Source organism: Brevibacillus sp. DP1.3A (genome assembly GCF_013284245.2).
Taxonomy (GTDB): Bacteria; Bacillota; Bacilli; order Brevibacillales; family Brevibacillaceae; genus Brevibacillus.
On sequence record NZ_CP085876.1, the window covers coordinates 2,003,908 to 2,028,476 of the forward strand.

21 protein-coding genes and 1 pseudogene are annotated in these 24,569 nt (G+C 46.9%); 13 read left to right on the forward strand and 9 right to left on the reverse strand.

What is annotated here, in order from left to right:
* Positions 1–49: 49 nt before the first annotated feature.
* Both HP399_RS09255 and HP399_RS09260 read left to right on the forward strand, forming a co-directional pair.
* A complete protein-coding gene (locus HP399_RS09255; RefSeq protein WP_007721499.1) occupies positions 50–400 on the forward strand; it encodes a hypothetical protein in 351 nt (116 codons plus the stop codon).
* A gap of 305 nt (positions 401–705) precedes the next feature.
* Positions 706–4,023 (forward strand): collagenase, encoded by a 3,318-nt coding sequence (locus tag HP399_RS09260; protein ID WP_173618598.1) that lies wholly within the window; start codon positions 706–708, stop codon positions 4,021–4,023.
* A gap of 144 nt (positions 4,024–4,167) precedes the next feature.
* On the opposite strand, the gene HP399_RS09265 is transcribed toward HP399_RS09260, so the two are convergent.
* Positions 4,168–5,592: a L,D-transpeptidase family protein gene (locus HP399_RS09265; protein ID WP_173618597.1), complete on the reverse strand. Its 1,425-nt coding sequence runs from the start codon at positions 5,590–5,592 to the stop codon at positions 4,168–4,170.
* A 96-nt stretch (positions 5,593–5,688) separates the two neighbouring features.
* Here HP399_RS09265 and HP399_RS09270 point away from each other — a divergent pair, with 96 nt between their 5' ends.
* The 5 genes from HP399_RS09270 to HP399_RS09290 all read left to right on the forward strand — a co-directional run bounded on the left by HP399_RS09270 (position 5,689) and on the right by HP399_RS09290 (position 10,111).
* Positions 5,689–6,399, forward strand: coding sequence for an AAA family ATPase (locus HP399_RS09270; RefSeq protein WP_173618596.1), 711 nt, complete (start codon positions 5,689–5,691; stop codon positions 6,397–6,399).
* 101 nt (positions 6,400–6,500) lie between these two features.
* The gene (locus tag HP399_RS09275) at positions 6,501–7,049 is read left to right on the forward strand and encodes an RNA polymerase sigma factor SigX (RefSeq protein WP_173618595.1); all 549 of its coding nucleotides are present in this window, start codon (positions 6,501–6,503) and stop codon (positions 7,047–7,049) included.
* On the forward strand, positions 7,046–8,221 hold the full coding sequence (locus tag HP399_RS09280; RefSeq protein WP_173618594.1) for an anti-sigma factor family protein: 1,176 nt from the start codon (positions 7,046–7,048) through the stop codon (positions 8,219–8,221). Before HP399_RS09275 ends, HP399_RS09280 begins: the two co-directional genes overlap by 4 nt.
* Before the next feature lie 89 nt (positions 8,222–8,310).
* Positions 8,311–9,273, forward strand: coding sequence for an ABC transporter ATP-binding protein (locus HP399_RS09285; protein ID WP_173618593.1), 963 nt, complete (start codon positions 8,311–8,313; stop codon positions 9,271–9,273).
* Entirely contained in the window at positions 9,245–10,111 is an 867-nt protein-coding gene (locus HP399_RS09290) for an ABC transporter permease (RefSeq protein WP_173618592.1), read from the forward strand. The genes HP399_RS09285 and HP399_RS09290 overlap by 29 nt, the downstream gene beginning before the upstream one ends.
* 96 nt (positions 10,112–10,207) lie before the next feature.
* Here the strand turns inward: HP399_RS09290 and HP399_RS09295 are convergent.
* Positions 10,208–10,411: pseudogene (locus HP399_RS09295) on the reverse strand (VOC family protein); the annotation flags it as partial.
* Positions 10,412–10,535: 124 nt separating this feature from the next.
* On the reverse strand, positions 10,536–11,099 hold the full coding sequence (locus tag HP399_RS09300) for a DUF4303 domain-containing protein (RefSeq protein ID WP_173618591.1): 564 nt from the start codon (positions 11,097–11,099) through the stop codon (positions 10,536–10,538).
* A gap of 311 nt (positions 11,100–11,410) precedes the next feature.
* Between HP399_RS09300 and HP399_RS09305 the strand changes: the two genes are divergently transcribed.
* Complete coding sequence (locus HP399_RS09305) at positions 11,411–12,343, forward strand: aldo/keto reductase (RefSeq protein ID WP_173618590.1); 933 nt, start codon at positions 11,411–11,413, stop codon at positions 12,341–12,343.
* 158 nt (positions 12,344–12,501) lie between these two features.
* Here the strand turns inward: HP399_RS09305 and HP399_RS09310 are convergent, their stop codons facing one another.
* Positions 12,502–13,338: an MBL fold metallo-hydrolase gene (locus HP399_RS09310; RefSeq protein ID WP_173618589.1), complete on the reverse strand. Its 837-nt coding sequence runs from the start codon at positions 13,336–13,338 to the stop codon at positions 12,502–12,504.
* Positions 13,339–13,786: 448 nt separating this feature from the next.
* Between HP399_RS09310 and HP399_RS09315 the strand changes: the two genes are divergently transcribed.
* The 3 genes from HP399_RS09315 (at position 13,787) to HP399_RS09325 (ending at position 17,504) form a co-directional block, all read left to right on the forward strand.
* Positions 13,787–15,094, forward strand: coding sequence for a CitMHS family transporter (locus HP399_RS09315; RefSeq protein WP_173618588.1), 1,308 nt, complete (start codon positions 13,787–13,789; stop codon positions 15,092–15,094).
* Between the two features lie 78 nt (positions 15,095–15,172).
* Positions 15,173–16,828 (forward strand): ATP-binding protein, encoded by a 1,656-nt coding sequence (locus HP399_RS09320; protein ID WP_173618587.1) that lies wholly within the window; start codon positions 15,173–15,175, stop codon positions 16,826–16,828.
* Positions 16,806–17,504: a response regulator gene (locus HP399_RS09325; RefSeq protein ID WP_007721481.1), complete on the forward strand. Its 699-nt coding sequence runs from the start codon at positions 16,806–16,808 to the stop codon at positions 17,502–17,504. The genes HP399_RS09320 and HP399_RS09325 overlap by 23 nt, the downstream gene beginning before the upstream one ends.
* A gap of 356 nt (positions 17,505–17,860) precedes the next feature.
* Here the strand turns inward: HP399_RS09325 and trmB are convergent, their stop codons facing one another.
* Positions 17,861–18,505: a tRNA (guanosine(46)-N7)-methyltransferase TrmB gene (trmB, locus tag HP399_RS09330; RefSeq protein ID WP_173618586.1), complete on the reverse strand. Its 645-nt coding sequence runs from the start codon at positions 18,503–18,505 to the stop codon at positions 17,861–17,863.
* A gap of 449 nt (positions 18,506–18,954) precedes the next feature.
* Here trmB and HP399_RS09335 point away from each other — a divergent pair, with 449 nt between their 5' ends.
* Complete coding sequence (locus HP399_RS09335) at positions 18,955–19,455, forward strand: C40 family peptidase (protein ID WP_173618585.1); 501 nt, start codon at positions 18,955–18,957, stop codon at positions 19,453–19,455.
* Between the two features lie 141 nt (positions 19,456–19,596).
* Here HP399_RS09335 and HP399_RS09340 read toward each other — a convergent pair whose 3' ends face one another.
* The 3 genes from HP399_RS09340 to ilvD form a co-directional block, all read right to left on the reverse strand.
* Positions 19,597–20,853, reverse strand: a complete 1,257-nt coding sequence (locus HP399_RS09340; RefSeq protein ID WP_173618584.1) for an MFS transporter — start codon at positions 20,851–20,853, stop codon at positions 19,597–19,599.
* Between the two features lie 120 nt (positions 20,854–20,973).
* Positions 20,974–21,576 carry an ArsR/SmtB family transcription factor gene (locus tag HP399_RS09345; protein ID WP_173618583.1) on the reverse strand — a complete coding sequence of 201 codons (603 nt, stop codon included), beginning with the start codon at positions 21,574–21,576 and terminating at the stop codon, positions 20,974–20,976.
* Positions 21,577–21,712: 136 nt separating this feature from the next.
* Complete coding sequence (gene ilvD, locus HP399_RS09350; RefSeq protein WP_173618582.1) at positions 21,713–23,389, reverse strand: dihydroxy-acid dehydratase; 1,677 nt, start codon at positions 23,387–23,389, stop codon at positions 21,713–21,715.
* 221 nt (positions 23,390–23,610) lie between these two features.
* On the opposite strand from ilvD, the gene HP399_RS09355 reads away from it, so the two are divergent.
* Positions 23,611–24,099 (forward strand): PaaI family thioesterase, encoded by a 489-nt coding sequence (locus HP399_RS09355; protein WP_173618581.1) that lies wholly within the window; start codon positions 23,611–23,613, stop codon positions 24,097–24,099.
* Between the two features lie 46 nt (positions 24,100–24,145).
* Here the strand turns inward: HP399_RS09355 and HP399_RS09360 are convergent, their stop codons facing one another.
* Positions 24,146–24,523, reverse strand: a complete 378-nt coding sequence (locus HP399_RS09360) for a hypothetical protein (RefSeq protein WP_173618580.1) — start codon at positions 24,521–24,523, stop codon at positions 24,146–24,148.
* Positions 24,524–24,569 lie beyond the last annotated feature (46 nt).

The window sequence follows — 24,569 nt, forward strand, 5'->3', positions numbered from 1 at the left end:
CTTTCGCGTGATACAATACCAGTAAATCGGGAGACAGGGGGGACAGTCCATGTCTGGCTACGCACAAAGAGATCTACCCACATTTTTCAAAGAACAGTTACGCCAAACCAAGGTGAATTTTGAGCGAGCTCTTGACTGTAAACACACCGATTTCGATGATCTTTACCCATACATGAACGAGCAGCCACAGTTCTTCTGGTACAAACGCTACGTGGCTTGGTCAGAATTGTTGACCGTCGTACGTCTAGCTGAACAATTGGGTATTGAGTGGACAGAGGATTTCAGTGAGCAGCAGGTAGAATTCATTCAAGGCAAGGTTCTGCAAGGAAAAGTGCTCGATTATTGGAACCCGGAAGAAGAACAAGAAGAATCGATGAGAGAATTAGAAGAAGAAAAATAAATGTGATCGTAAAAACATGGCGCGTTCCCACTTGCGGGAACGTGCTTTTTTGCGTGCGCCAAGCGAAGCTCGCCTTTATGTTAACAGTGTCTAATATTCCATACATGTTTATGAAGTTTTGTAAAAAAATGTATACATTCTCACTATTCTTAATTGCTATATGTATTGGCACCATAATTGCAATTCTAACAGCGTGTATTTTATTACAGTCCAAATGGAGAGAAGGTGAAGATACACAAAACAAAATTTGGTTTTCTCGCAACAAACGAAAATACGGTTACCATTCAAAGGAGGTTTGCTCATCCATGAAGAAAAAGCGTCACACGGTAAACACAAGCCGCATGATGGCTGGTGTCCTTCTCTCGACATCATTTCTATTGGGGACGGTTGGTAGTCCTGTCCAAGCCTTTGCAGTCAAAGATTATGCAAGTGTGATCGGTAGGGATGGGAGTCAAAACGTTCCGCCTTCTGGAAAATATGTGGAGAGAAAGCTGGACCCAATCACCTCGTTTCAGCATCAATCCAGTGACGAAGTAGGGGAATATCCGCATCCAGTGGAGCCGACGTGGAGTGTAGAGGAGCAAGAGTCTTCTAACGAACAGCAACGGAGCATGAAGGCAAATGTCGAAAAGTACGCGATGTCCGATTTGAACAAGCTCAGCTACGACGAATTAGTCAATGTACTGGTGACGATTAACTGGGAGCAGATTCCTGAATTATTCGATTTTACCCCCGATTCGTATGCCTTTTATAACGATCGTCAGCGCGTTCAGGCTATTATTGACGCATTGCAAGTCAGAGGCACACAATACTCCAGCAGCGATTCTAAAGGAATTGACACCTTGGTTGAGGTGCTTCGCTCTGGATATTATCTCGGCTACTACCACCAGGAATTATCCTATCTCAATCAGAGAAGCGAGCATCAAAAAGTGTTCCCTGCTCTGCATGCCATAGCAGACAATCCGAATTTCAAATTAGGTACAGATGCTCAAAATGAGGTAGTAGGTGCCTTTGGTGGACTTATCGGAAATACTTTTGTAAGCGCTCCCCTCGTGGAGAAGGCTGCCCCGATCATCCGTCAATACGAAGAACAAATGGATACTTTCATTACGCAGCGGAGTGCGGGTGATGCTGTTTTCCGTATCATGAGCCAGTTTAGCTATGTTCTGATGTGGAGAGTCGATGAACCAACCAAGCAACAGGAGTTTTACGGCAAAATAGATATGTATCTGAACGAGTTGGGAAATCTCGCCTTGCATGGCGATACGGATGAGGCAAAAGAATGGGTCCTCGACAATGGTTTTTATCACAGTGCGTATTTGGGAGAATACCATTCCAATCCGAATAAGGGCAACGAGGTGCTCACAGAAGCGTTAGAGCTTTATCCGTATGTGGGACTTCAGTATATGCAGGTAGCGAAGCTGATCCAGACGGTCTATGGCGGAAAAGATGCGCAGGGAAGGGACATCCAGTTCAATAAGATTCGTGAGGATGCCATGGAAAAGTATCTGCCCAAAGAATATACGTTTGATGATGGAAGCATCGTCATGAAAACAGGCGGGGATGTCACAGAAGAAAAAATCAAACGGTTATATTGGGCGGCAAAAGAGGTAAAAGCTCAATTTCATCGGATAGCAGGACGAGATGAACCGATGGAAGAAGGGAACCCCGACGATATTTTGACCATTGTTCTTTACAATAGTCCTTCAGAGTACAAGATGAACAACCCCCTGTACGGCTATGAAACGGACAACGGAGGCATGTATATCGAGGGGAAAGGAACTTTCTTCACCTACGAGCGCACACCGCAGCAGAGTACGTACACACTGGAAGAGTTGTTCCGTCATGAATTCACGCACTATTTACAAGGGCGCTACGCCATACCTGGCTTGTGGAATGAAGGCCCGATTTACAGAGAAGAGAGACTGTCGTGGTTTGAAGAAGGGGGAGCGGAACTCTTTGCAGGCTCCACGCGAACAACAGGTGTTCTGCCTCGAAAATCCATGGTCAACAATCTGATTCGCTTTGGACAAAATAATTGGTATACGGCGTCTCAAACTTTGCACGCACGCTACGGCTCGTGGGATTTTTATACGTATTCATACGCCTTGCAGTATCACATGATGAAAGAGGACTGGAACAAGCTCGATGATATCATGGACTACATAGAGGCCAATAACGTGGATGGTTATGACCAGCTAATACGTACGCTCAGCAATGATTCAGAGCTGAATCGGGATTATCACAGTACAATGGAATCGTTGGTAGACAGCTATCCTGATCTGACCGTGCCGCTGGTGTCGGATGATTATCTGGTAACGCCAGATCCCAAAGCAAGTGCAGAAATCTTCCAGGAAATTGAAGATGTCACAGGATTGCAAAATGTATCTACAAACAGGCACGATTCAGAGTTCTTCCAAACCTTTACGTTATCAGGCACGTACACGGGTACGCAGGCAGAAGGGGAGAAGCAAGACTGGGAAACGATGAGTCGGATCACAGACGAGTTTCTAACCACGCTTACTTCCCATCCATGGAACGGCTACAAAACCGTAACCGCCTACTTTACCAACTACCGAGTAAATGCGTCCAATCAGTTTGAATATGATGTCACGTTCCACGGGGTACTTCCAGAACAGGCAGATGGAGAAAACCAATCGCCTATTATTGTCATGAACGGCCCGTCAAAAGCAGCCGTAAACGAGGAAGTGACGTTTAGCAGTAACGGAAGCTCCGATCCGGATGGCAGCATCGTATCTTATCTGTGGGAATTTGGAGATGCCACAAGCAGCAGTGATGCCAATCCTACGCATGTCTACGAAAATCAAGGAGAATATACCGTGAAGTTACGAGTAACGGATGACAAAGGAGCGGTTGCTGCGAAATCGATTACGATCACGATCAAAGAGCAGGGTGGAGAAATCGGGGAAAAGGAACAAGAGCCAAACAACAGCTTTTCAGAGGCAAATCTGTTGAAAAGCAATGTGGAGCTGAGTGGTCAAACAAGCAAACAAGACGACAAAGACATTTTTGCCTTGAGCGTATTGGGCAACGGAACGGTGAAAATCAACGTAACGAGTGAGCATGATACTGGTTTGAACTGGGTCGTTCATCATGAGGATGATCTGAATAATTATTTCGCTTACCCCAAAACCTCAGGAAAAACTCTCTCCGGTGAGTTTGAAGCATCTCCAGGTACCTATTACTTGTCCGTGTACAACTTTAACGGTGAAACCATTCCATACAAAGTAACCGCGGAATTGCCAGAAGTAGAAGCAGAACCAACGGAAACGGAGCCGAACAATTCATTCGATGAGGCGAATGCGCTACAGTTGGGCGAAGAGACAAGTGGTCAAACCGATCGTACAGATGATAAGGACACGTACATCATTCAGGTTGAAGAGGAAGGGATCGTTCAAGTTACGGTAAGTAGCGAGAAGGACGAAGGCTTAAACTGGGTGGTGTTCCATGAAGATGATCTCGAAACGTATTTCGCCTACCCCGAAAGCGTAGGTAAGAAACTGACTGGAGATTTTGAGGCAAAACCAGGGAAATATTACTTGTTAGTCTACAACAATAACAACACGAAGATTCCGTACAAAGTTATCGTGAACGCAGAGTAATCTCCCCATTCAATGGAAAAAGCCCTTTCTACCCCTTTTTTAAAAAGGGATAGAAGGGCTTTTTTTCGTTTGATAAGCGTCTGGAAAAAATCAGCGCGTAACGGTATGGCGTTCCGCACGTCTTTTCTTTACGTAGCCAAAGAATCAATGGAGCCAATTGTAAATGACTTGTGGCGTCTCTTCCTCAGGGCCAGCCGGGAGAACGAATGGAACAGGATTGCTCCAAGGCTGGGCAGAGGACGGGGCATTGGAGATAATGAATTCTGTCCCCAATGAAACAAAGGTGTACAGCTCCTCGACAGCGGCATTGTACAAGCGAACACATCCGAGCGAAACAGATGAGCCGATGCTCTCGGGATGGTTTGTCCCGTGGATGGCATACCCGCTCTCCTGGAAGACCATGCCCCTCGTTCCATAAATATTGTCATGTCCGCGGGGCTGATTGATTTTTTGTTGAATGGTATAGTAGCCTTCGGGTGTAGAATCGTTTTTGCCTATGGCGACGGGATAGCTGCGTACCAAATGGGAACCGCTGATGAGCTTCATCGTATGTGTCGAGGTAGTCAAGTGAAGCTGTAACGGTTCGAAAGGCACCACTGGCTCCGGATAGCCGGGAAGCGGAAGCACATTGCGCAAGCTGTCCCATGCGGACTCTGGCAAGAAGGCTTTGGGATGATACGGATAGCTTTTTAACAAAAGTCTCTTTGGCGGTACTGGAATTTGCGGCAAATAATTGCCTGGATAAGCGTCAGCCAGATCAGACAGCTGGGCAGGCAACCTACCCGTTTGCTGATAATAGCGATACAAAGCATTTCGCAAGATCAGTACATGCTGGAGGGTTAGCTGCTCATCCGTGAGTTCTGCCTTGCCTGTGGCAAGTGTCGGTTCTCGTTCCAACTGCACAGGTTTATCCCACCATTTTTCACTGAGAACAGTCCGACTCGTCGGATTGTAACGCAAGATGCCTCGGACTTCGCGCGGCTGATAAAACAGCAAGGGACGGAACAACGGCGAACCAGGTACTTCTGGGACAACCATCACTGTAAAAGGCTGCATAAGAGCAGGACGCCTGGACTCTACATAGCGCCGGACCTGATCAGATAGCTCACGGGCACTGAGTGTAGGAGGAACTGCGATGACCTCGACATGTGGCTGCGTTTGAGCTGTTGTCGGTACGGGCTGTTTGGCAGCCTGTGGCGTTGTCTTGGATGACGCATCTCTCAACGGTCCTGGCGAAAAAGCGAATTGAAAATAGAGAAACAAGAGCGAAGCCAAAAGTAAACGTGTTCGAGTGCCCAAGGAATTGCGCTGTCGCTCCCGCAGCAGTCGTTGATAAGCGTCACGCGTCTCGTTGTAATATGAGCCTTGCTTGGATACGAGACCACGCCTGTACGCTTCGAGAGCCTGTTCCGAGTTTCCTTGTGCTTCTCGTTCTTGACCAAGGTGAAACCAACCGATCGCCTCGTTTGGATATTGAGTCGTATACCACCGGTAAAAGGCGATGTCGCTCTGATCCGGATATTTCATATGAAATGTACTTTTTTCCTGAAGAAAGGAAACCTTGTCCACGGATACTTCTCCCCCAAATAAATGAGCGTTCAAAAAGGCGCCCTTATAAGGATGTATCGGCGTGAGTCGGGAAAATAATGAGAGTGGAGGTCAAAAATGGTTTATTTACGAACGATCAAGCTGCTGCGAGAAAAATTTCCCAACACGAAAGAATATCCGTTTCACCTGCCCTCCTTGCGCAAGCTGGAAGAGATCGAGCTTGCGAGCAGTGTCACTTTTTTTGTAGGAGAGAATGGCTCGGGCAAATCGACCTTATTGGAATCGATCGCCTATCAGTGCGGCTTTAACACGGCTGGAGGATCGCGTCACAACTTTTATGAGGTGCATCGCTCGGAGGCGATTCTGGGTGACTACATACGTCTTTCCTGGCTGCCCAAAATAACGAATGGCTTTTTCCTGCGAGCGGAGAGCTTCTATCAGTTTGCCAGCCATATCGATGAGATGGGCCCGAAAAGCTATCAACATTACGGCGGACGCTCGCTGCATGAGCAATCACACGGAGAATCTTTTTTCTCACTGTTTGCCAATCGCTTCAACGGCAGGGGAATCTACCTGCTGGATGAGCCCGAGGCTGCTCTTTCACCGAAGCGTCAAATCGCTTTTTTGTACTTGATGCGCGATTTGGTGGAAGAAGGAGCACAATTTATCATTGCGTCGCACTCGCCGATTCTATTGGGCTATCCCGGAGCGACTATCCTCAATTTTGACGAATCGCCTGCACAAGAGGTGAAATATCGCGATACGGAGCACTATCAATTGACGCGCCGTTTCCTGGAGAAGCCCGATTTATTTTTAGATGAAAAATAATTTTCATTCTTCCTGTCACAAAAATCGCCTTGGCGGTTTCTATTAGATGAACGATGCAGTAGAGGCATTCGTCAATGGCGCACGTAGGAAGGAGGAATCCAGTGGAGGTGCAAGCAAACCTGGTGATGAACCATGCTCGAGTAGAGGATCAAGCAGATACCTTTCAAGAATTGTTTACGACCTATTATCCGTTTGTGGTCAGACAGATCATGCGAATTGTGAAAGAGCAACAAACAGCAGAAGATATTGCACAGGATGTATTTCTCTCCTTTTACCATACGGATCGCTCGGTGATCGAACATATCCCCGCATGGCTGTCCAAGTCCGCGCTCTACGCAGCGTACAATTATCTTCGTTCAGAAAAACGCAGGTACGCAAGACAAGAGCGAAGTGCATCCGAGCAAGAGCATGTCAGTCCTTCTACAGAAGAGATGTGGCTTGCAAAAGAGTCCCAGAGTATCGTCCGCGATGTGCTAGAAGAGCTAGACGAGCGGGAACGAACCTTGCTGGTCATGAAATATTCCGGATTTCCTTATGCGGAGTTGGCTAAAGCGACTGGCACGCAGATCAGCTCGGTGGGAACACTCCTCGCGAGAGCGAAAAGTAAATTTCGTACCATATATGGCCGGATGAGGGGGGAAGAGGAATGAAATGTGCCGATACAGGCTTTATCCAGGCGTTCTTAGACGGTGAATGCAGCTCAAAAGAAAGTGAGCAATTCCTGCTTCATCTGGAGTACTGTGAAACCTGTCGCACACAGATGGACGAACTGTCCGCTTTGGATAGCTGGACTCGTGAGAAGATGGAGCATGCTTTTTCCGAGACAAACGATGTGAAAGTCAATACAGAAGCAGCATGGCAGCGATTTTCGCAAGCGATCGAGAAATCGACTGACACATATGCACAAGAGAGACAAGCGATAACCAATCGAGCAACAATCAGAAGGAGCTGGAATCAGATGAACAAGCAAACAAAAAGATGGGTGACAGGTGCTTCGGCAGCAGCAGTATTGGCTGTGTCCCTGTCTTTCCCCCAAGTACAAGCAGCAGCGAACGATTTTCTGTCCATTTTCCGCATGGATAAAGTAGAGTTTGTCAAAGTGACTCAAGACGATTTGCGTGAGATCGAACAATGGATCGCAAACGGCAATGTGGGCGAGATGGAATTGAATGGGATCGGAAAAATCTGGATTGATGAAACCGATCAAGAGAAGCTCGAACAAAGAAACCAATATTACAACAGCAAAGAAGCCGCTGTAAAGGCTGGAGTGAAGCTGCCTGAGCTACCGCAGGATGTCACGGTGGATAGCGTAAACGTCAATTCCCCTTACACCATGCACATGGAAATCGATGCGGATCGTGCAAACAAGCTATTGGGGCAATTGCAGGTAGAGGCGCGCTTTGATGAAAAGCTGAGTGGCAAACGCTTCTCCTTGAAGATCCCACAGATGCAGAACGTCTGGATGACCGCAGGAAAAGAAAGCTATGGCTACTCTGTCATAGACGCACCTGAGCTAAGCGCACCAGAGGGAGTTGATCTGGCACAGCTTCGCGAGACACTCTTGGCCCTGCCGTTCATTCCAGATCAAGTGAAAAAGCAAATGATTAGCATCGAAGACTGGCAGCATACCCTTCCTGTGCCATACATGGCAGACGGCGAGAGCAAGATGAAGGAAGTAAAAGTGAACGGTCAAAACGGAATGCTGATCACAGGTGAATACAATGCACATCTGATGTGGCAGCAGGATGGACAGATTCACATGCTGGAAGGCAGCGACAAGAACGCTGATGGGCTGTTGGATTTTGCAAAACAACTGAAATAAGTAAACAAATAGTGGGGCATTGGCAGAGTTTTCCTGAAAAAGGGGGGCTCTGCTTTGTCCCGTTTGCAATGGAGAAAGTGAGGGAAACGATGTCAGATTATGTGATAGAGACCTGGGAGTTGACCAAGCAATATAACGGTAAAGCCGGCTGCAAAAATATTACGCTACAAGTACCGCGCGGCTCCGTATTTGGTTTTCTCGGGCAAAATGGAGCGGGTAAAAGTACCTTTGTCAGGACGATGCTCGGGTTATTGCACCCAACGAATGGCAAAGCGGTAATGCTTGGGCAGCCGATTGGCAGTGTAGAATCAAGGAAAAAGGTAGGGTACTTGCCAGAGTTGTTCCGTTATCCTGATTGGTTGACGGGTCAACAGCTCTTGGAGCATCATGCCGAGTTGTGTGGATTAACACATCGCGAGAGCAATTCCGTGATAAAAAATGTCGTTGAGCTGGTCGGAATGGCTGGACGCGAGCGTGAACGCATCCGGGGCTATTCCAAAGGCATGCAGCAGCGTATCGGGATTGCCTGCGCCCTCTTATCCGATCCAGAGCTGATCTTCCTCGATGAGCCAACCTCCGCACTGGACCCAATCGGACGAAAAGAAGTACGTGAACTGATCGCGCGGCTGCGTGACCAAGGAAAAACGGTTTTTCTCAACAGTCATCTACTGAGTGAAATGGAGAGCGTGTGCAACTACGTCGGGATCATTCACCGCAGTGAACTGGTCGTACATGGCGACTGGCGCAAGCTGAGCAGCGTCCAACCACAAATTGAATTGACAGTGGACAAGGATAGCGCAGGTTTTCATAACGGGCTTCCTTCCTTCGTCACAGAGAGTCGTCTCGTAAGACAAGAGGAAGACCGTGATACATGGCTAATGACGTTGGATCAGGACAATCGGGTACCCGCTCTGTTGCAACAGTTGATTGCATCCGGGGCTGGGGTACATGAAGTCGTGCGCAAGCAGCAATCACTGGAAGACGTATTCCTGTATTGGGTGCAGAGAAAGGAGGGGGAACGACATGTGGCCGATCATCAAAATCACGTATAGAGAAATGATCTCCAAGCGTATCTTCACGATTACACTGATCATGTCGATGGCCTTCCTGCTGCTGTTTGGACTTGCCACAGGCTATGCGGTCAAGGAAATGAAGGAATCGTTCGGGGGCTTAGGTCCAGAAGCTTTGTTGCAAAAAAACTTCTTTTCCACGCAGCTCTTGGGGATGGGCTTGTACTTTGGTTCCGTTATTACGGCACTCTTGGCGATTTTGAGCAGTGTCGGGAGCATCGCATCTGAAATCGAGAGCCACCAAATCGACACGTGGCTGGCCCGCGCCCTTCCTCGCTACAAATATGTTTTGGGGAAATTTTTCGGGTTGGCAAGTATGTTGGGGATATACGCACTCCTGATGTTCTTCGGACTTTTGGCGATCAACCAATGGGTGGGCGGCGGTGCGTTGGCTGTTCAGGTAGGGGGAGCCCAAATCCTGAAAGCAGCCGCTTTCTTCGTAGGTATGCCGATCATTCTTGTCTGTGTAGCCATGTTCTTGAGCAGTATGACTACAACAGTAACAGGCGGCATTATCCTGATCATTCTGTACGGGATCAGCTTCATTGGTGGCTTTATCGAGCAGCTTGGTGTTGCTTTTAGTAACAGCTCACTCACGAACATCGGGATTATTTCCAGTCTGGTTTTTCCATCCGATTCGCTATTCAGGCAAATGACGCTTTCGCTATTTGATACAGCTGACGACCCGCTTTCCTTCGCTTCGCAAGGAATTTTCGGTACGACTTCTCCTCCGAGCACTGCTATGCTTATCTACACGATTCTCTATGGCATCGTGGCGCTGGCGCTGTCCATTCGGGTGTTTCAAAAACGGGATGTATAAAATACAAGAGAGAACGGCTGATTCGTGCCGTTCTTTTTCTTTTCGTAAGCTGGGTCTATCGATCCAGCCGCTAAATACAATGTTTTAAATCTGTTCCTATGCCAATTGTTTCGCGATCTCCCAGGCATGTCCTGCCGGATCGACGAATGAAGCCGTTCGCACTCCCCACGGCCGGTCGATCGGACCGTTAAGTAGAGCAACTCCACGTTTTTTCAATTCTTCACAGACCTCATCCACTTCATCGACCCAAATGGTGAGCAGGAAACGGAATCCGGATTCACTTGTTGCGACTGTTCCCGGGATAAAAATGGATATTTCTTATGAATTGCTTTCTTTTTCACTAAAATGCTCGGTTATAGACTGCCTCATCGAACCCTTTAGCTTAACAAGTGCCCCAAAATCAATGGAGGCAGGTCTTTCGGGGCTAATCGCTCCATTTTTTCACATAAGCCGCGCATTCCTTTCGGATGGTGTCGTCGGGATTCAGCCTTCGAATCATCCGCATATACGAATCTGTCTCGAACTCATAGTCGGAAACTGCAAACAAGACGATGATGTCGCGACCAACAGCATCGGAAAAGATGCCCGAGCGTACCAGTTCTTCCAGCACCTCGATACACGTTTCGTACAACGCCTCCCGAAACGCCACGAAACGGCCGCTTTCATGTCTTGCCGAGGGCTCCTCAGTCAGGATGAAACTTCGCAACTTCGCGCAAATCGCGTCGAAGGCCTCCTCAGCCCCTTGACCTTCGAACCTCCATTCCGCAGGCTCGTATTTGAAATACAGCGCATGTTCCGGATCGCTCTCGACAATTCCATCAAGATGCGCTTCCGTATTGACAGCAGGGCATACCGTCATGGCGCCTTCGTCGCTGTACAACGCAAAGGCGATTATCCTATCGTCCTGGCACGTCTTATTCATCTCTTCAAAGGCCTGCATTGCCGCCGTTTTAATCTCTTGCTTCAGCAATGGGAAATCAAAATCCATCGGGGCAGCTCCTTCCGCATTGTAGGGAATCGTTCGCGGTTCGGCCATGGATCGACGAACCGCCGCAATATATCGTTTATAGCAGAGCCGTTGTCCGGACAAGAGGTTATTCTCATCCTCGGCATAGGTCGAGAGGCAACATGCCTGTCCTCGTTATCGAACCCGATCGTAAGGATTCATTTCTCCGATGAAGGCATGTAAGGACACTGCACTTGAAACTTACGTAACGTAATGAATTATGATGTAGATACCGGTAAAAACCTCGCGCGAAAACGTACGCTAAGCTTAAAAATGAGAGGGAGTTGAAGAGAATGACGAAACAAACACGAATTGGTAAAACAGATTTCGTTGTCAATCCAATCGGACTTGGAACAAGCGCTGTAGGTGGCCACAATATTTATCCTAATTTAAATGAAGGAGTAGGAAAAGATTTGGTGCGGGCTGCGATCAACCATGGAGTGAATTTTTTAGATACAGCGTTTTTTTATGGAACAGGACGTTCAGAGGAGCTAATAGGTGAAGTGATAAAAGAAGCAGGAAAGCGTCATGAACTCATCCTTGCAACAAAAGGTGGCCTTACACTTGTCGGCAATGATGTTACCATGGATAATTCGCCTGCTTATTTAAAACAAGCCGTTGAAGATAGTTTGAAAAGGCTACAAACAGATTACATAGATTTATTTTATATTCATGCTCCAGATCAGGATACACCAAAAGATGAGGCGGTTGGAGTCTTAAAACAGCTAAAGGACGAAGGTAAAATAAGAGCAATTGGCGTTTCTAACTTCTCACTGGAACAATTAAAAGAAGCAAATAAGGATGGTTATGTCGATGTATTACAGGGAAACTACAATTTGCTGCAGCGTGAAGCGGAACAAGAATTCTTTCCATATACGACAGAGAATAATATCTCGTTTATTCCATACTTTCCACTAGCATCAGGCTTGCTTGCCGGTAAATACAATAAGGATATGGCATTCAATGATCTACGCAAAGATATGCCTAACTTTCAGGGCGATAAATTCAAAAAAAATCTAGAAAAGGTAGAGCAGCTCCGTAAAATTGCAAATAAAAAAAATGCTGAAGCTGCTCATATAGTCCTTGCTTGGTATTTAACACATGATTCAATTGATGTTGTCATTCCCGGAGCACAAAGAGCAGAGCAAGTGCTGGATAATTTAAAAACAGTAGACGTCCACCTGACAGAAGAAGAAATCAACGAAATTAATCGTATTTTTAAATAGGTTCTCTGTGGCGAACCTTCGTACTACTGCCCTTTCGTATTATGAGGTTAGCCAGTTTTTACTGGTTGACCTCCTTAGTTAAACAACTTTACCGTTACTTGTGATACGGTTCACCGTACATGATCTTAAACTATCGAACCTCGTTAGCTCAATGAGTCTCATCTAAATTCAAGAGTTAAACCCACTCCAACCTCCAATACATTCGCCACATCTGATAATGCAATTTTCGATTTCAAATCTGTACAATGACAAGCATGTAAATATGTCGGTTTGATAGTCTGAAAATAATCCACGGTTTTATTCATTTGATATTCTCCAGGGTTTAGCAGATGAAATCCTCCGATTATATCGAGAATCCTATCGTCTCCACAAACTTTTTTGGCATACTCAATGGTATTGCAGATTCCTGAGTGCGAACATGCAACAATGATGACAAGTCCGTTTTCAGCTTTATAAACCAGTGCAGAATCATCCAACAGGTAGTCCTCTGAGTTTTCGCCATTTCTTGCAACTTGTCCAATAGCGTTATCCGCTTCAAAAGGCATAGTCCTTTCAATTTCACCTAGGAAGACCAACTTCTCCGTCAGCCACACCGGCTTTTTGGTGTATTCCAATTTAAAATGCCTAGTGATTTTCTCAGCAGTTAGCAAACTCCCTATTTCTTCACCATTCAAGAGTTTGCTGTAGAATACATCGGGATGAGCAATAATGGTTGGAAGTCTGAATTCTAATTGTTCAAGTTTCGCTTCAGAAAACATTCGAATGAGGGGATCTAATCCCCAGGTATGATCGTTATGTCCATGTGACAGCGCAACGTAATCAAGTTTTCTCAAATCAATTCTCATCTTTTCTGAATTGCGAATGAACGCATCTGAGTAACCTACGTCGAACAGTATCCTCTTATCTTCATCTTCGATTAAATAAGAAACAGCTGGCTCACCAACAAAGTAGCGGTCGATGTAAGTGTTATTATCAACCAGCACAGTTAATTTCATTGAGATATCCTCCTCTTCATGTCGTAAGACCTAATGTCCCTCCACAAAACCAAGTAATTATATTATACCGAAATTTCTGTCACTAAATGAACAAAACTGCCCGTTATCGTAATGACTCAAGTAAGTCTAAAGCATTATTTTCAGTGAAGAACTATGTCGATATATGGCTGTAAATATTATTTGATATCGAAGTTAAATGAAGTCGATTCAAAAAAAGAGGATGGGTAATACACAAAGGGACTATATGTACATTCATGTTCCGATCACCATATGCGCATGTCATAATTTTTATGATGTTAATAGAGGAAATGCGGTTAAAACAGTTTATGCGCATATTCTATTCGGATTTTTACGAACATTGTTATAATGACAGCACAATATGAAAGCGCATTCGTCATGGTTGCTACAACATCATTGTAAGCGCATTCTTGCAAGGGGGAACTAGCGTATGCTGGCATTACTTGGATTTCTTATGGTAGCCGTTTTCATGTACCTGATTATGTCGAGACGGCTTTCGGCATTAGTTGCTTTAATTGTTGTTCCTGTTGTTTTTGCGTTGATTAGCGGATTTGGTACAGAAATTGGCGACATGATGCTTGCAGGCATCAAGAAAATTGCGCCTACGGGAATTATGCTGTTGTTCGCCATTCTATACTTTGGAGTCATGATGGATGCAGGTCTGTTTGACCCATTAATTAAGAAAATCGTGAAAATTGTGAAGGGTGACCCACTGAAGGTTATTGTAGGTACAGCGATTCTCGCTACCTTGGTCGCACTGGATGGCGATGGAACCACGACTTATATGATTACCGTTACTGCGATGTTACCTTTGTATCGCAAGCTGGGAATCAGACCGATGATTTTGGCAGTCATGCCGATGCTCGCACTCGGTGTCATGAACATGACGCCTTGGGGTGGTCCGACAGCGCGTGTCATGAGTGTACTCCATATGGATGTTTCCGAGATTTTTGTCCCTGTTATTCCTGTGATGATTGGCGGAATTGCGTGGGTTATGATCGTAGCCTGTATTTTGGGCAAACAAGAGCGTAAGCGTTTGGGGATTATTGAGATACCAGATGAAGATTTGCAATCGCTTGCAGGACAAGAAGTGGCGGCGACGGATGAGACTGCTGCACTGAAACGTCCGCACCTGATCTGGTTCAATCTGTTGTTGACAGCAGCACTGATGGTCGGCCTGATTACGAGCTTCTTGCCACTTCCGACGATGTTCATGCTCGCTTTTGCCATTGCCCTGTTTATTAACTACCCGAAAATGCAAGATCAGAAAGAACGGATTGCAGCCCACGCAGCTAACGCACTGGCTACGGTGTCCATGGTTTTCGCTGCGGGAATCTTTACAGGCATCCTGACTGAAACGAAAATGATCGATGCGATGGCGAGCACACTCGTTTCCTGGATTCCAGATTCACTTGGTTCCCATATGCCTCTACTCGTAGCACTGACAAGCATGCCATTCACGTATTTCATGTCGAACGATGCGTATTACTTCGGGATCGTTCCAATTCTGGCAAATGCAGCGGCCGCTTACGGAATCGATCCGGCGGAAATTGGCCGCGCTTCCATCCTGGGTCAACCGCTGCATGTACTCAGCCCATTGTTTGCAGCACAGTACCTGTTGATCGGAATGGTTGGGGTCGATTATGCAGAAACCCAAAAGTTCATCCTGAAATGGGCGTTTGGAACATCGATCGTGATGATTGCGCTTGCTCTTCTTACCGGAGTCATCTCATTCTAGTCAACTATAAAAAGGAAGAAATAAAAAAAGAGGCCTGCTCATGGCCTCTTTTTTCGTCATCGAGCGAAATGAGATACAATGAGAAGAAGAGGAGGGAACGATGTGCGTTTTCACAGCAAGCTGATGTTGATTATTTGCTCGCTCCTTTTTGGTGTGATTGTCATACTTGGTACGATGTTTGAACAGATGCTGGCGGGCGTATTGGAGCATGAGATCGGAACACGCGCACTGCATACCGCCAAGACCGTCGCACAGATGTCCGAGATCAAACAGGCGTTTGACGCAGAAGATCCTGCTAAGATTATCAATCCAATCGTGGAAAAAATACGCGTGGATACGAATGCGGCTTTTATCACAGTAGGAAATTTGCAAAGCATCCGCTATTCACATCCTGATCCAGAGCAGATTGGCAAAAAGATGGTGGGAGGCGACAATGAGGCAGTATTTGAGGGGCAATCCATCATCTCTGAAACAGTCGGCTCGCTTGGCCCCGGACTGAGAGGAAAGACTCCAATCTATGATGAGGATGGAAAGGTGATGGGGGTCGTTTCTGTCGGCTTTTTGTTTGAGGATATAAATGAAACGATCGAATCGTATCGCAATCGAATCTTCGTCATCGGCATCGTCACCTTACTCTTGGGTGTGGTGGCTACGCTCATTCTTTCGCAGAATGTAAAGAAAGCCATATTTGGTTTGGAGCCAGAACAAATCGGGCGATTGTATCAGGAAAATCAAGCAGTGCTAGAATCGATTCGCGAAGGCATTGTGGCGGTCAATAAGGAAGGGACGATCACGCTCGCGAATCAGACCGCTCTCCATATGCTGGGGCAAGCGAAGGATAAAGACAGTATCATGGACAAACAGGACGAGCTGGTGCGTTCGCTGGGCCTTCATGAGGTGATTGAGACAGGAAAAGCCGAATTTGACCGCGAAACGAATGTGGACGAGCACGTATTAGTCGTGAACCGCGTACCGATTATGGATAAGGAGCGCCATGTTATGGGTGCGGTAGCGAGCTTTCGCAATCGGTCCGAGCTGTTCGAGGTCACACAGGAGCTGTCACGAGTGAAGGAGTATGCGGAAGTCCTCCGTTCCCAGACGCACGAGTATTCCAACAAACTGCATCTCATATCAGGACTCATTCAGCTTGAATCGTATCAGGAAGCCATTGAAACGATCTCTTCTGAGTTGAATGTGCATGTTCACAATACGACGTTTATTATGCAAGAAGTCCCCGACCCACTGATAGGTGGCTTGTTGCTCGGGAAGCTGAATCAAGCCAACGAACGCAAAGTGGAATTGAAAATTGATCCAGAAAGTAACTTCCGTGACATTCCTACCTCGATTGATCGCTCACAGCTGATTGTCATTCTCGGCAATTTGATAGATAATGCGATGGATGCTGTAAAAGCTCCAGGTGCATTTGCACCAGAAATCACGATCTTTTTGCTCAATATGGAAGAGGTCTTGCTCATAGAGGTAGAGGACCGAGGGCCAGGTATCTCCGAAGAAAATGCTGAACGAATCTTTGAGCTGGGCTTCTCTACCAAACAACAGCCGAATCATGGCTATGGACTGCACTTAGTCAAACAAGCTGCTTTACATGTACACGGCAATATTACGCATACGGGAAATCCGGTAGGCGGAACGATTTTTACTGTGACGATACCAAAGGATGCACGCACGGCAGAACGGAAGGAGGCCGTTATAGATGATACGGGTACTCATTATTGAAGACGACCTGAGAATCGCAGAGGTAAACCGGCGCTTCGTGGAAAAAGTGGAGGGGTACGAGGTGATTGGCATTGCCACGAATGGGCAAGAGGCTAAGGACCAAATGGAAATTTTGCAGCCTGATCTCGTGTTGCTCGACATTTATTTTCCAGATATGGACGGCCTCGATTTTTTGTCGATCATAAAGGAGCAGTTCCCTACAACGGATGTCATCATGCTGACAGCAGCCAAAGAAGTGGATGCGGTTGTAGAGGCGATCCGCTATGGCGTTTTCGATTTTATTACCAAGCCACTTATCTTTGCACGCCTGCAACAAACCCTACGGAATTATCAGGAGTTCAGGCAAAAGGTGAGTGATTGGAAAAAAGACACCGATCAGATCAGTCAAGCCCAAATCGATGAGCTCATTGCCCGGACAGGCCAAAAGAAGACAACCGAGACAAGGGCAGTCAAAGGAATCGACCAAATTACGTTGGACAAGATTTCAGGCTTTCTCATGCAGACACAGGAGGCCACGACGGATTTGGTCAGCAAAGAAACAGGCATTAGCCGTTCAACAGCAAGGCGATACCTCGAATATTTGGTAGCCAAAGGAGACGCCATCGCAGACCTTTCGTACGGTGTCGTCGGACGTCCAGAGCGCGTATACAAGAGCGTCGGGCGGCAAAAAGAATAATAAAAAACCCTCCGTGCTCACAAGTAAGGTTCAAATCCTACTTGAGAGTGCGGAGGGTCTTTTTGTATTAGATAGGCATTTAGAAAATGCCGACGAACCAACAAAGCTGGGCGAGAAGAAAAAGCACAGATCTCGCAGACCTTGACAACGGCTACCCAGTCGGAACTTCAAAAAGGGGGCCACGCTTGTCGAACACTTCTTCCTTGAGAAACTTCCGCCCGTAGGGTGGCTTTGGATCGACGGTCCCCTTTTTGAAATGGAGACGTCCAGTGAATCCCCCTTGCGGGCGTGTCAGAGTCGAAGAGAACTGTGCTTTTTCTTCTCCTGCACTATGTTGACTCAAACAAAAAGGATTTCTACTTAATCACACAGCTCGCTTCCACCCGATAAATGCGCTGCCCACGAGAAGAAAAGCGCTCCTCGTACTCCGTCATCACATTATCTGCCGCCAGCTTGGACTGGTGCAGGTCAAAGGTGATATTGCGCATCTGGAAGCGCTCCGCAGAGAATTGGTTGAGTGAAAACTCAAATAGCTTCTCGTTGTCTGTCTTCATATGAAGCTCACCGTCTGCCACAAGCACCTGACGATAGGTGTTCAAGAAGCTTTTGTAAGTGAGACGGCGTTTCGCATGACGGGTTTTTGGCCACGGATCACTAAAGTTTAGATAGATGCGAGAAATTTCATGATCGGCAAACAACTCGGTCAACTTCGAAGCGTCGTACTGGACAAAAGCCAGATTCGGAATAGCTTTGTACTCCGTACGTTGAACAGCGCGCAGAACAACCTCCGCCTTCAGTTCAACCGCAATGAAATTGATGTCAGGGTGACGCTCGGCCAGTGTATTAATGAAACGTCCTTTTCCACAGCCGATCTCCACATGAATCGGATTGTTATTCCCGAAGCGTTCCTTCCAATTTCCTTTATAGGAAAGGGGATTGTCTACGAACGTCGGATATTCTCTCAGGGCCGCTTCGGCACCTGGAATGTTACGCAGTCGCATATGTGCCTCCTTCAAAACGAACTCCTATCTACTTTACGATGACTCCCTGCTAGTTGCAAGTAGAGAGAGAAGAAAGGGAAGAGAGATTCCAAATGCAGATTACGTAAAAAAGGAGGGAAAAGGGGTATTTTGTAAATGGAACTAGGACAAAAGTCGCATGGGGCGCGGGTTTTAACAAATAGGGGCTGGATAAATTTTGCCAATTTGAGAGGGACATTATGGCAAAAAAATAGACTGAAAATTTGAGGAATGCCTGTTAAATCAAGCACGAAGGCGTCAAGCGGTAATCGTATCCAATTGGAAAAATAGTTTTTGGTAAGTTTTTGGTAATTTCATAGAGGGTGGGCTTTGGTAAAGTAGAGAACAAGTGAGAGGTCAGCCAAACTTTGCATAAAATGGTCCCTTGTTTAGCAGGGATCTTTTTCACAAGAAAAGGGAGGATGAACAGCATGAAATTACATAAAGCCCTCATAGGAATCGTATTGGGAGTAGCATTGGGAGTCACAGCGATTGTCGCTCCACTGCCAGGAGAGCAAAATGTAGCCGAGGCTGCATGGTCACAATCCAGGGCGGACAAGGTCATTGCCACGGGAAGAAAGTATATGGGTACGCCTTATAAATTCGGTGCGAGCAGTAGTACCACAGCCGTATTTGATTGCTCTTCCTTTACACAGCGCGTATTTAAAGTCGCAGTCGGCAAGAGCTTGCCACGTACTTCTCGCGATCAAGCAAAGAAAGGAACGAGTGTGTCCAAGGCCAACCTGAAAAAAGGAGATCTGGTGTTCTTCAAGGCGAGCACAACGACGACATCCAAACGGATCACCCACGTGGCGATTTATGCAGGCAACAACAAACTCTTACATACATATGGAAAACCAGGAGTGACGTATTCGACCTTTAAGGGCACGTCCTGGGAGAAGCGCTTCGTTTCGGCACGACGAGTCTTGTAATCTACTCGTCTGGCTCTCTACTTACTAATACGTATCGCACACTGTAAAGTTGCGATGCGTGAATATGCAAGTTTTGTAAATATAAAATAGGAAAGAGGGATGATCCATTGCAGATCATCCCTTTTTGCTTTCGCGCAAAACTCAATCGGATCTCTTTGCAGGCCGAGCGTACTTTTGCCGCCAATAAAAGAAACAGGAAGCAAGAAAGAGGGGGATGGAGGCAAGCAGCATCACTTCCTTGGCCGTAAGTCCGCCTGCGATCAATAGACTCGTCATCGCCTGTGAAATCGGCTGCAAGCCTAAAGAGGAGAGCGAGACCAAACTCATGACTTTCCCTAACGAGGCTTGTGGCACCTTTTCCTGAACAAAAGAGAGAATCGGAATATTAATGAGAGAAAACGTGAGGCCAAGCGTAAAAAGAATAAGCAAGCTTAGCCAGAACTGTTGGGTGAGACTAAAAGCAAAGAAGACAAGTGCTTGCATCATCATGAAAAGAAAGGCGATCTGCAACCTGTTTTGACCCAGTGTCGTGAGTGCGAGCACGATTGCCCCGGCAAGCATGCCAAAAGCGAGTGCCCCTTCCAAAAAGCTGTACTGCAGGGTAGAACCAGATAACACCTGATCTACAAAAATCGGCAAACCGATGTATAAGGGACCCATCAAAAATACGTTCAGGCAGATGATGGAGGTCAATAGCAAGGGAAGGAAATCCGATTGTTTGACATAACAGAAGCTTTCCTTGATAGATTCGTTGAGCTTTTGCTGTGGTTTAGAAAGAACAGCTGGTTCCTGTTTCGGCATGCACCATGCAGATACACTTGCAACCAGAAGAAGCAACCCAACAAAGCCGTATAAAAGGGGGTAGCTGCCCCACTCAATCACAAAACCGGCAAGAACAGGACCGAGCAGCTGAGAGGTTTGGTTTGTCGTTTGCAGCACAGAATTCGCTCGCAAAAGGGAAGAAGAGGGGACGATTGACGGTATGAACGAATTTTGAGCTGGCCAATAAAAGGCATCAATGGTCCCGAAGAAGAGAGCGAACCAAACAAACAGCGCAAGAGAGGAATACCCCCACCAGATGATTCCTCCCAGCAGAAGCATCAAAAATGCTTTCAACATGCTTGTGATCGACAGGATTCTCTTTTTGCTCATCCGGTCAGCGAGCGTTCCGCCTATCAGCATGAAGACGATTCTGGGAATCGTTGCCGCCATAAATACGAGGCCTAATGAAGCCTCCTGAGATAAAACCTGGATGATATACCAGGTTTGCGAGAAAAGAAAGAGTGAGATACTGAGTCCGGAACAAAGGGCGGACAACCAAAGAAGGGTAAAAGGTTTCGTAAACAAGCGGGATGTATCCGCTGAGGGAAGGGTAGATTGCTTGGGGACAGCTTCCATGGAAATTCACGCTCCTTATTATTAACCGGTTAAAAAATATTAACCATATGTCCGAAAGAAAAACCTACTCGAATAGGCTTTTCATACACATGTGGAATTATCGTCTTACATTTTCCTTTGTTACTCCTGTCCATCCTTTTTAAATAACGGTTCATCAATTTGAAATCCCGTAATCATCAGGTAGTAATCCTGCTTCGAAGATGGGTCATCCAGGGAGCTTTGCTGCAATTCGTGGAGCAGGTTCCGGTATTTTTGCAAAAAGGACACAAACGCCTGCTCGCTGACTCTGACTTCAGACTGCAGGGAGATGCGCGGCCAATTCTCGACTTCCGATGACGTTAGCGCAAAGGCTTCTTCAGGAGCACTGAGTGCTCTTGTTTTCGCGCGTTGCAACACTTCGACGTAGGATTGCCTGGTAGCCTCCTTCGACTCCGTATACGTGAGTAGATGATCAGCGGGTATGAAGCCCCTTGCCACTGCCTGATAGTATTTGAGAATGTTGCCGCCCTTTTCTTCTTTTTTAACCAACTGGATGATGCCATGCTTCTCTAGCTCACGCAGGTGGTAGAGAATCTTCGCGCGGGACAGTCCAAAAAGTTGGGAGAGCTGTTGCCCTGTGTGCGGTTTTTCCACCAGATGCATCAGCATTTTCGTGCGTAACGGGTCACTGATCACTTTTAGCTGTTCGTAGTTTTCGATGATAAAAATCGACTTTTGCTCCATTATCCATCACAATCCTTTTAACCAGTTAAAATTTATTAACTTGATTGTAGAAGGGATTAGCTGGAAAAGTCAATACAAAAACCCTTCCTGAGTGACGATGATTCACAGAGGAAGGGTTTTGCTTATACTTGCAACACTAGATTTTCAAAATACCGCCCATGCTCGCATTCGTTACCAGCTTGGAGTAACGAGCCAGATAGCCAGTTTTTACTTTTGGCTCGAATTCTTTCCAGCCTTCTTTGCGGCGAGCCAGCTCGGCTTCATCCACAAGCAGTTGCATCGTGCGCTCCTCGAGGTCAATCGAGATGATATCTCCGTCCTGTACGAAGGCAATTGGTCCGCCTTCTGCGGCTTCTGGAGACACGTGGCCGATACTGATCCCGCGAGAAGCACCGGAGAAGCGTCCGTCTGTGACGAGAGCGACTTCTTTACCGAGGCCCATACCCACGATTTGTGAGGTAGGAGCCAGCATTTCTGGCATGCCTGGGCCGCCTTTAGGTCCCTCGTAGCGGATGACGACAACGTGACCGGATTTAATTTTGCCAGCAGCGATTCCTGCCAGAGCGTCCTCTTGGGAATCGAAGCAGATCGCTGGACCTTCGTGCTTTTTAATAGAAGGATCGACACCGCCTGTTTTGATGATCGAGCCTTGCTCAGCCAGGTTGCCGAACAGAACAGCGAGACCGCCGGAAGCGCTGTACGGGTTGTCCAGGCGACGAATGACTTGATCGTTTTTGATTTCAGCGTCAGCGAAGTTTTCACCGAGGGTTTTGCCCGTTACGGTGATGCGATCTGGATGGATCGCGCCTGCTTTTTTCGCGATTTCATTCAGAACTGCTGATACGCCACCTGCCTCGTGGCAATCCTCGATATGATAGTCGGAGGAAGGTGCCAGCTTGCAAATATGCGGAATGCGCTTCGCTACTTCGTTGATGCGCTCGATTGGGTATTCGATGCCTGCTTCTTGTGCGATAGCCAGTGTATGGAGAACAGTATTGGTTGACCCACCCATCGCCATGTCGAGTGCGAATGCATCGTCGATTGCCTCGAGTGTCACGATGTCGCGTGGCTTAATGTCGCGTTCAATCAGATTTTTCAGTTTTTCAGCAGATGCTTGTACCAACTCGCGACGTTCAGGAGAGACAGCGAGTACAGTACCGTTTCCAGGCAGAGCCAATCCGATGGCTTCGAGCAGACAGTTCATCGAGTTCGCTGTAAACATACCGGAACAGGAACCGCAAGTCGGGCATCCATATTGCTCCAGCTCTTCGAGTTGCTGGTCGTTGATCAAGCCTGCTTGGTGAGCGCCGACACCCTCGAATACGGAGGAAAGCGAGATGGAGCGGCCATCACTCGTTTTTCCGGCTTTCATAGGACCACCGGTTACAAATACGGTTGGAATGTTGACACGAAGCGCACCCATGATCATGCCTGGTGTGATCTTGTCACAGTTTGGAATACAGATCATGCCGTCAAACCAGTGAGCAGCGACAACGGTTTCCAAGCTGTCTGCGATGATCTCGCGGCTCGGGAGGGAGTAGCGCATCCCGATATGTCCCATAGCAATTCCGTCGTCAACACCAATCGTATTGAATTCGAATGGAACCATGCCAGCAGCACGAACGGCTTCTTTGACCAGTTTTCCAAACTCCTGCAAGTGCACGTGACCTGGAATAATGTCGATGTACGAGTTGCAAATGGCGATAAACGGTTTATCGAAATCCTCATCCTTTACACCTGCTGCACGAAGCAAGCTGCGGTGCGGTGCGCGGTCGAATCCTTTTTTGATCATGTCACTTCGTTGTCTGGTCAATTTGTAAAACTCCCTTCCAATACGGATAATGCCTGTCTTATATTTTGAACTATCTTATCAATTTTTAATAACAGAAACAACTGTAAAAGTCTGAACATTTGCTCAGTCTCGAATGGTTCGGACAACTGCTCTCGATTGCCATACGCTTAGGAATCATAGCGAAATCAGCTTGTTTGGGATAAAATAGAAGAATCGATTCTATTTCGGTTGGAGTGAACAAAATGTTAGATGAATTAAAAAACATCTGGTCGGACGGGAATGACGAGGAGCGCCGCATTCTCGAGCTGGCTGTTGCTGCAATTCACCAGAAGCGGGAACGGAATAGCGCGTTTATCTCTGGGTTTCTTGGATTAAAGGGAGACTTCATAGACGGAGAAAGACAGTCGTATCGCTTCGAATTGCCTCTGACCCCTTTTATGCACAATTCAGGGCGAGTTGTGCATGGAGGAATTCTCGCGACCTTGATCGATTCAGCGATGGGCTCCTTGATCAATCGGTCCTTGCCACCAAATCAGTATGCAGTGACGACAGAGTTGAAGCTCAATTATTTGCTTCCGGGAATAGGGGAGCGGCTGCGCGCAGAAGCGAGCTTTTTGCATCGCGGAAACACGTTGGTCGTCATGGAGGGCAGTGTCTACGATGATTGGGATAGGCGGATTGCCCACGGTACAGGAACGTTCATTGTGCTATCCAGAAATGATCAGAAATAAAAAAACTCGCTCCACACCAAAAAGGTGAAGGCGAGGGTTGACGGTGTTATTTGATGACAACGAGACCGCTGTATTCCGAAATATAAGTGAGCATTTTTGCGGAAAGCGGCACGATAAACTCCATGTTTTCTTTTTCGACGATACCGGATCGCGAAACAATCCGCGCCCACTTGGTGGTCAGCTTGTAGTAATCGGAACCAAATGAGGCATGAACCGTCTCACTCTGATGCCGAAACGTGATAGGGCTAACGTCCAGCTTCATCGGAACCATGCTGACGATATCCTGCAAAAACAAATGGTAGGTCATGTGTGGCTTGAAAAAAACGAGCTCCTTTGTGGTGACAGAGAAGCCGTAGCTATTGTTCGTTTGGGTGAATTTGAGTTCACCTTCCATATTTTTCAGCCGAATGAAGTCGGTGTTCATGTTTATCCCCCTCCTTCGGGTGTCTTTCTATGATAGTAATGTTTCC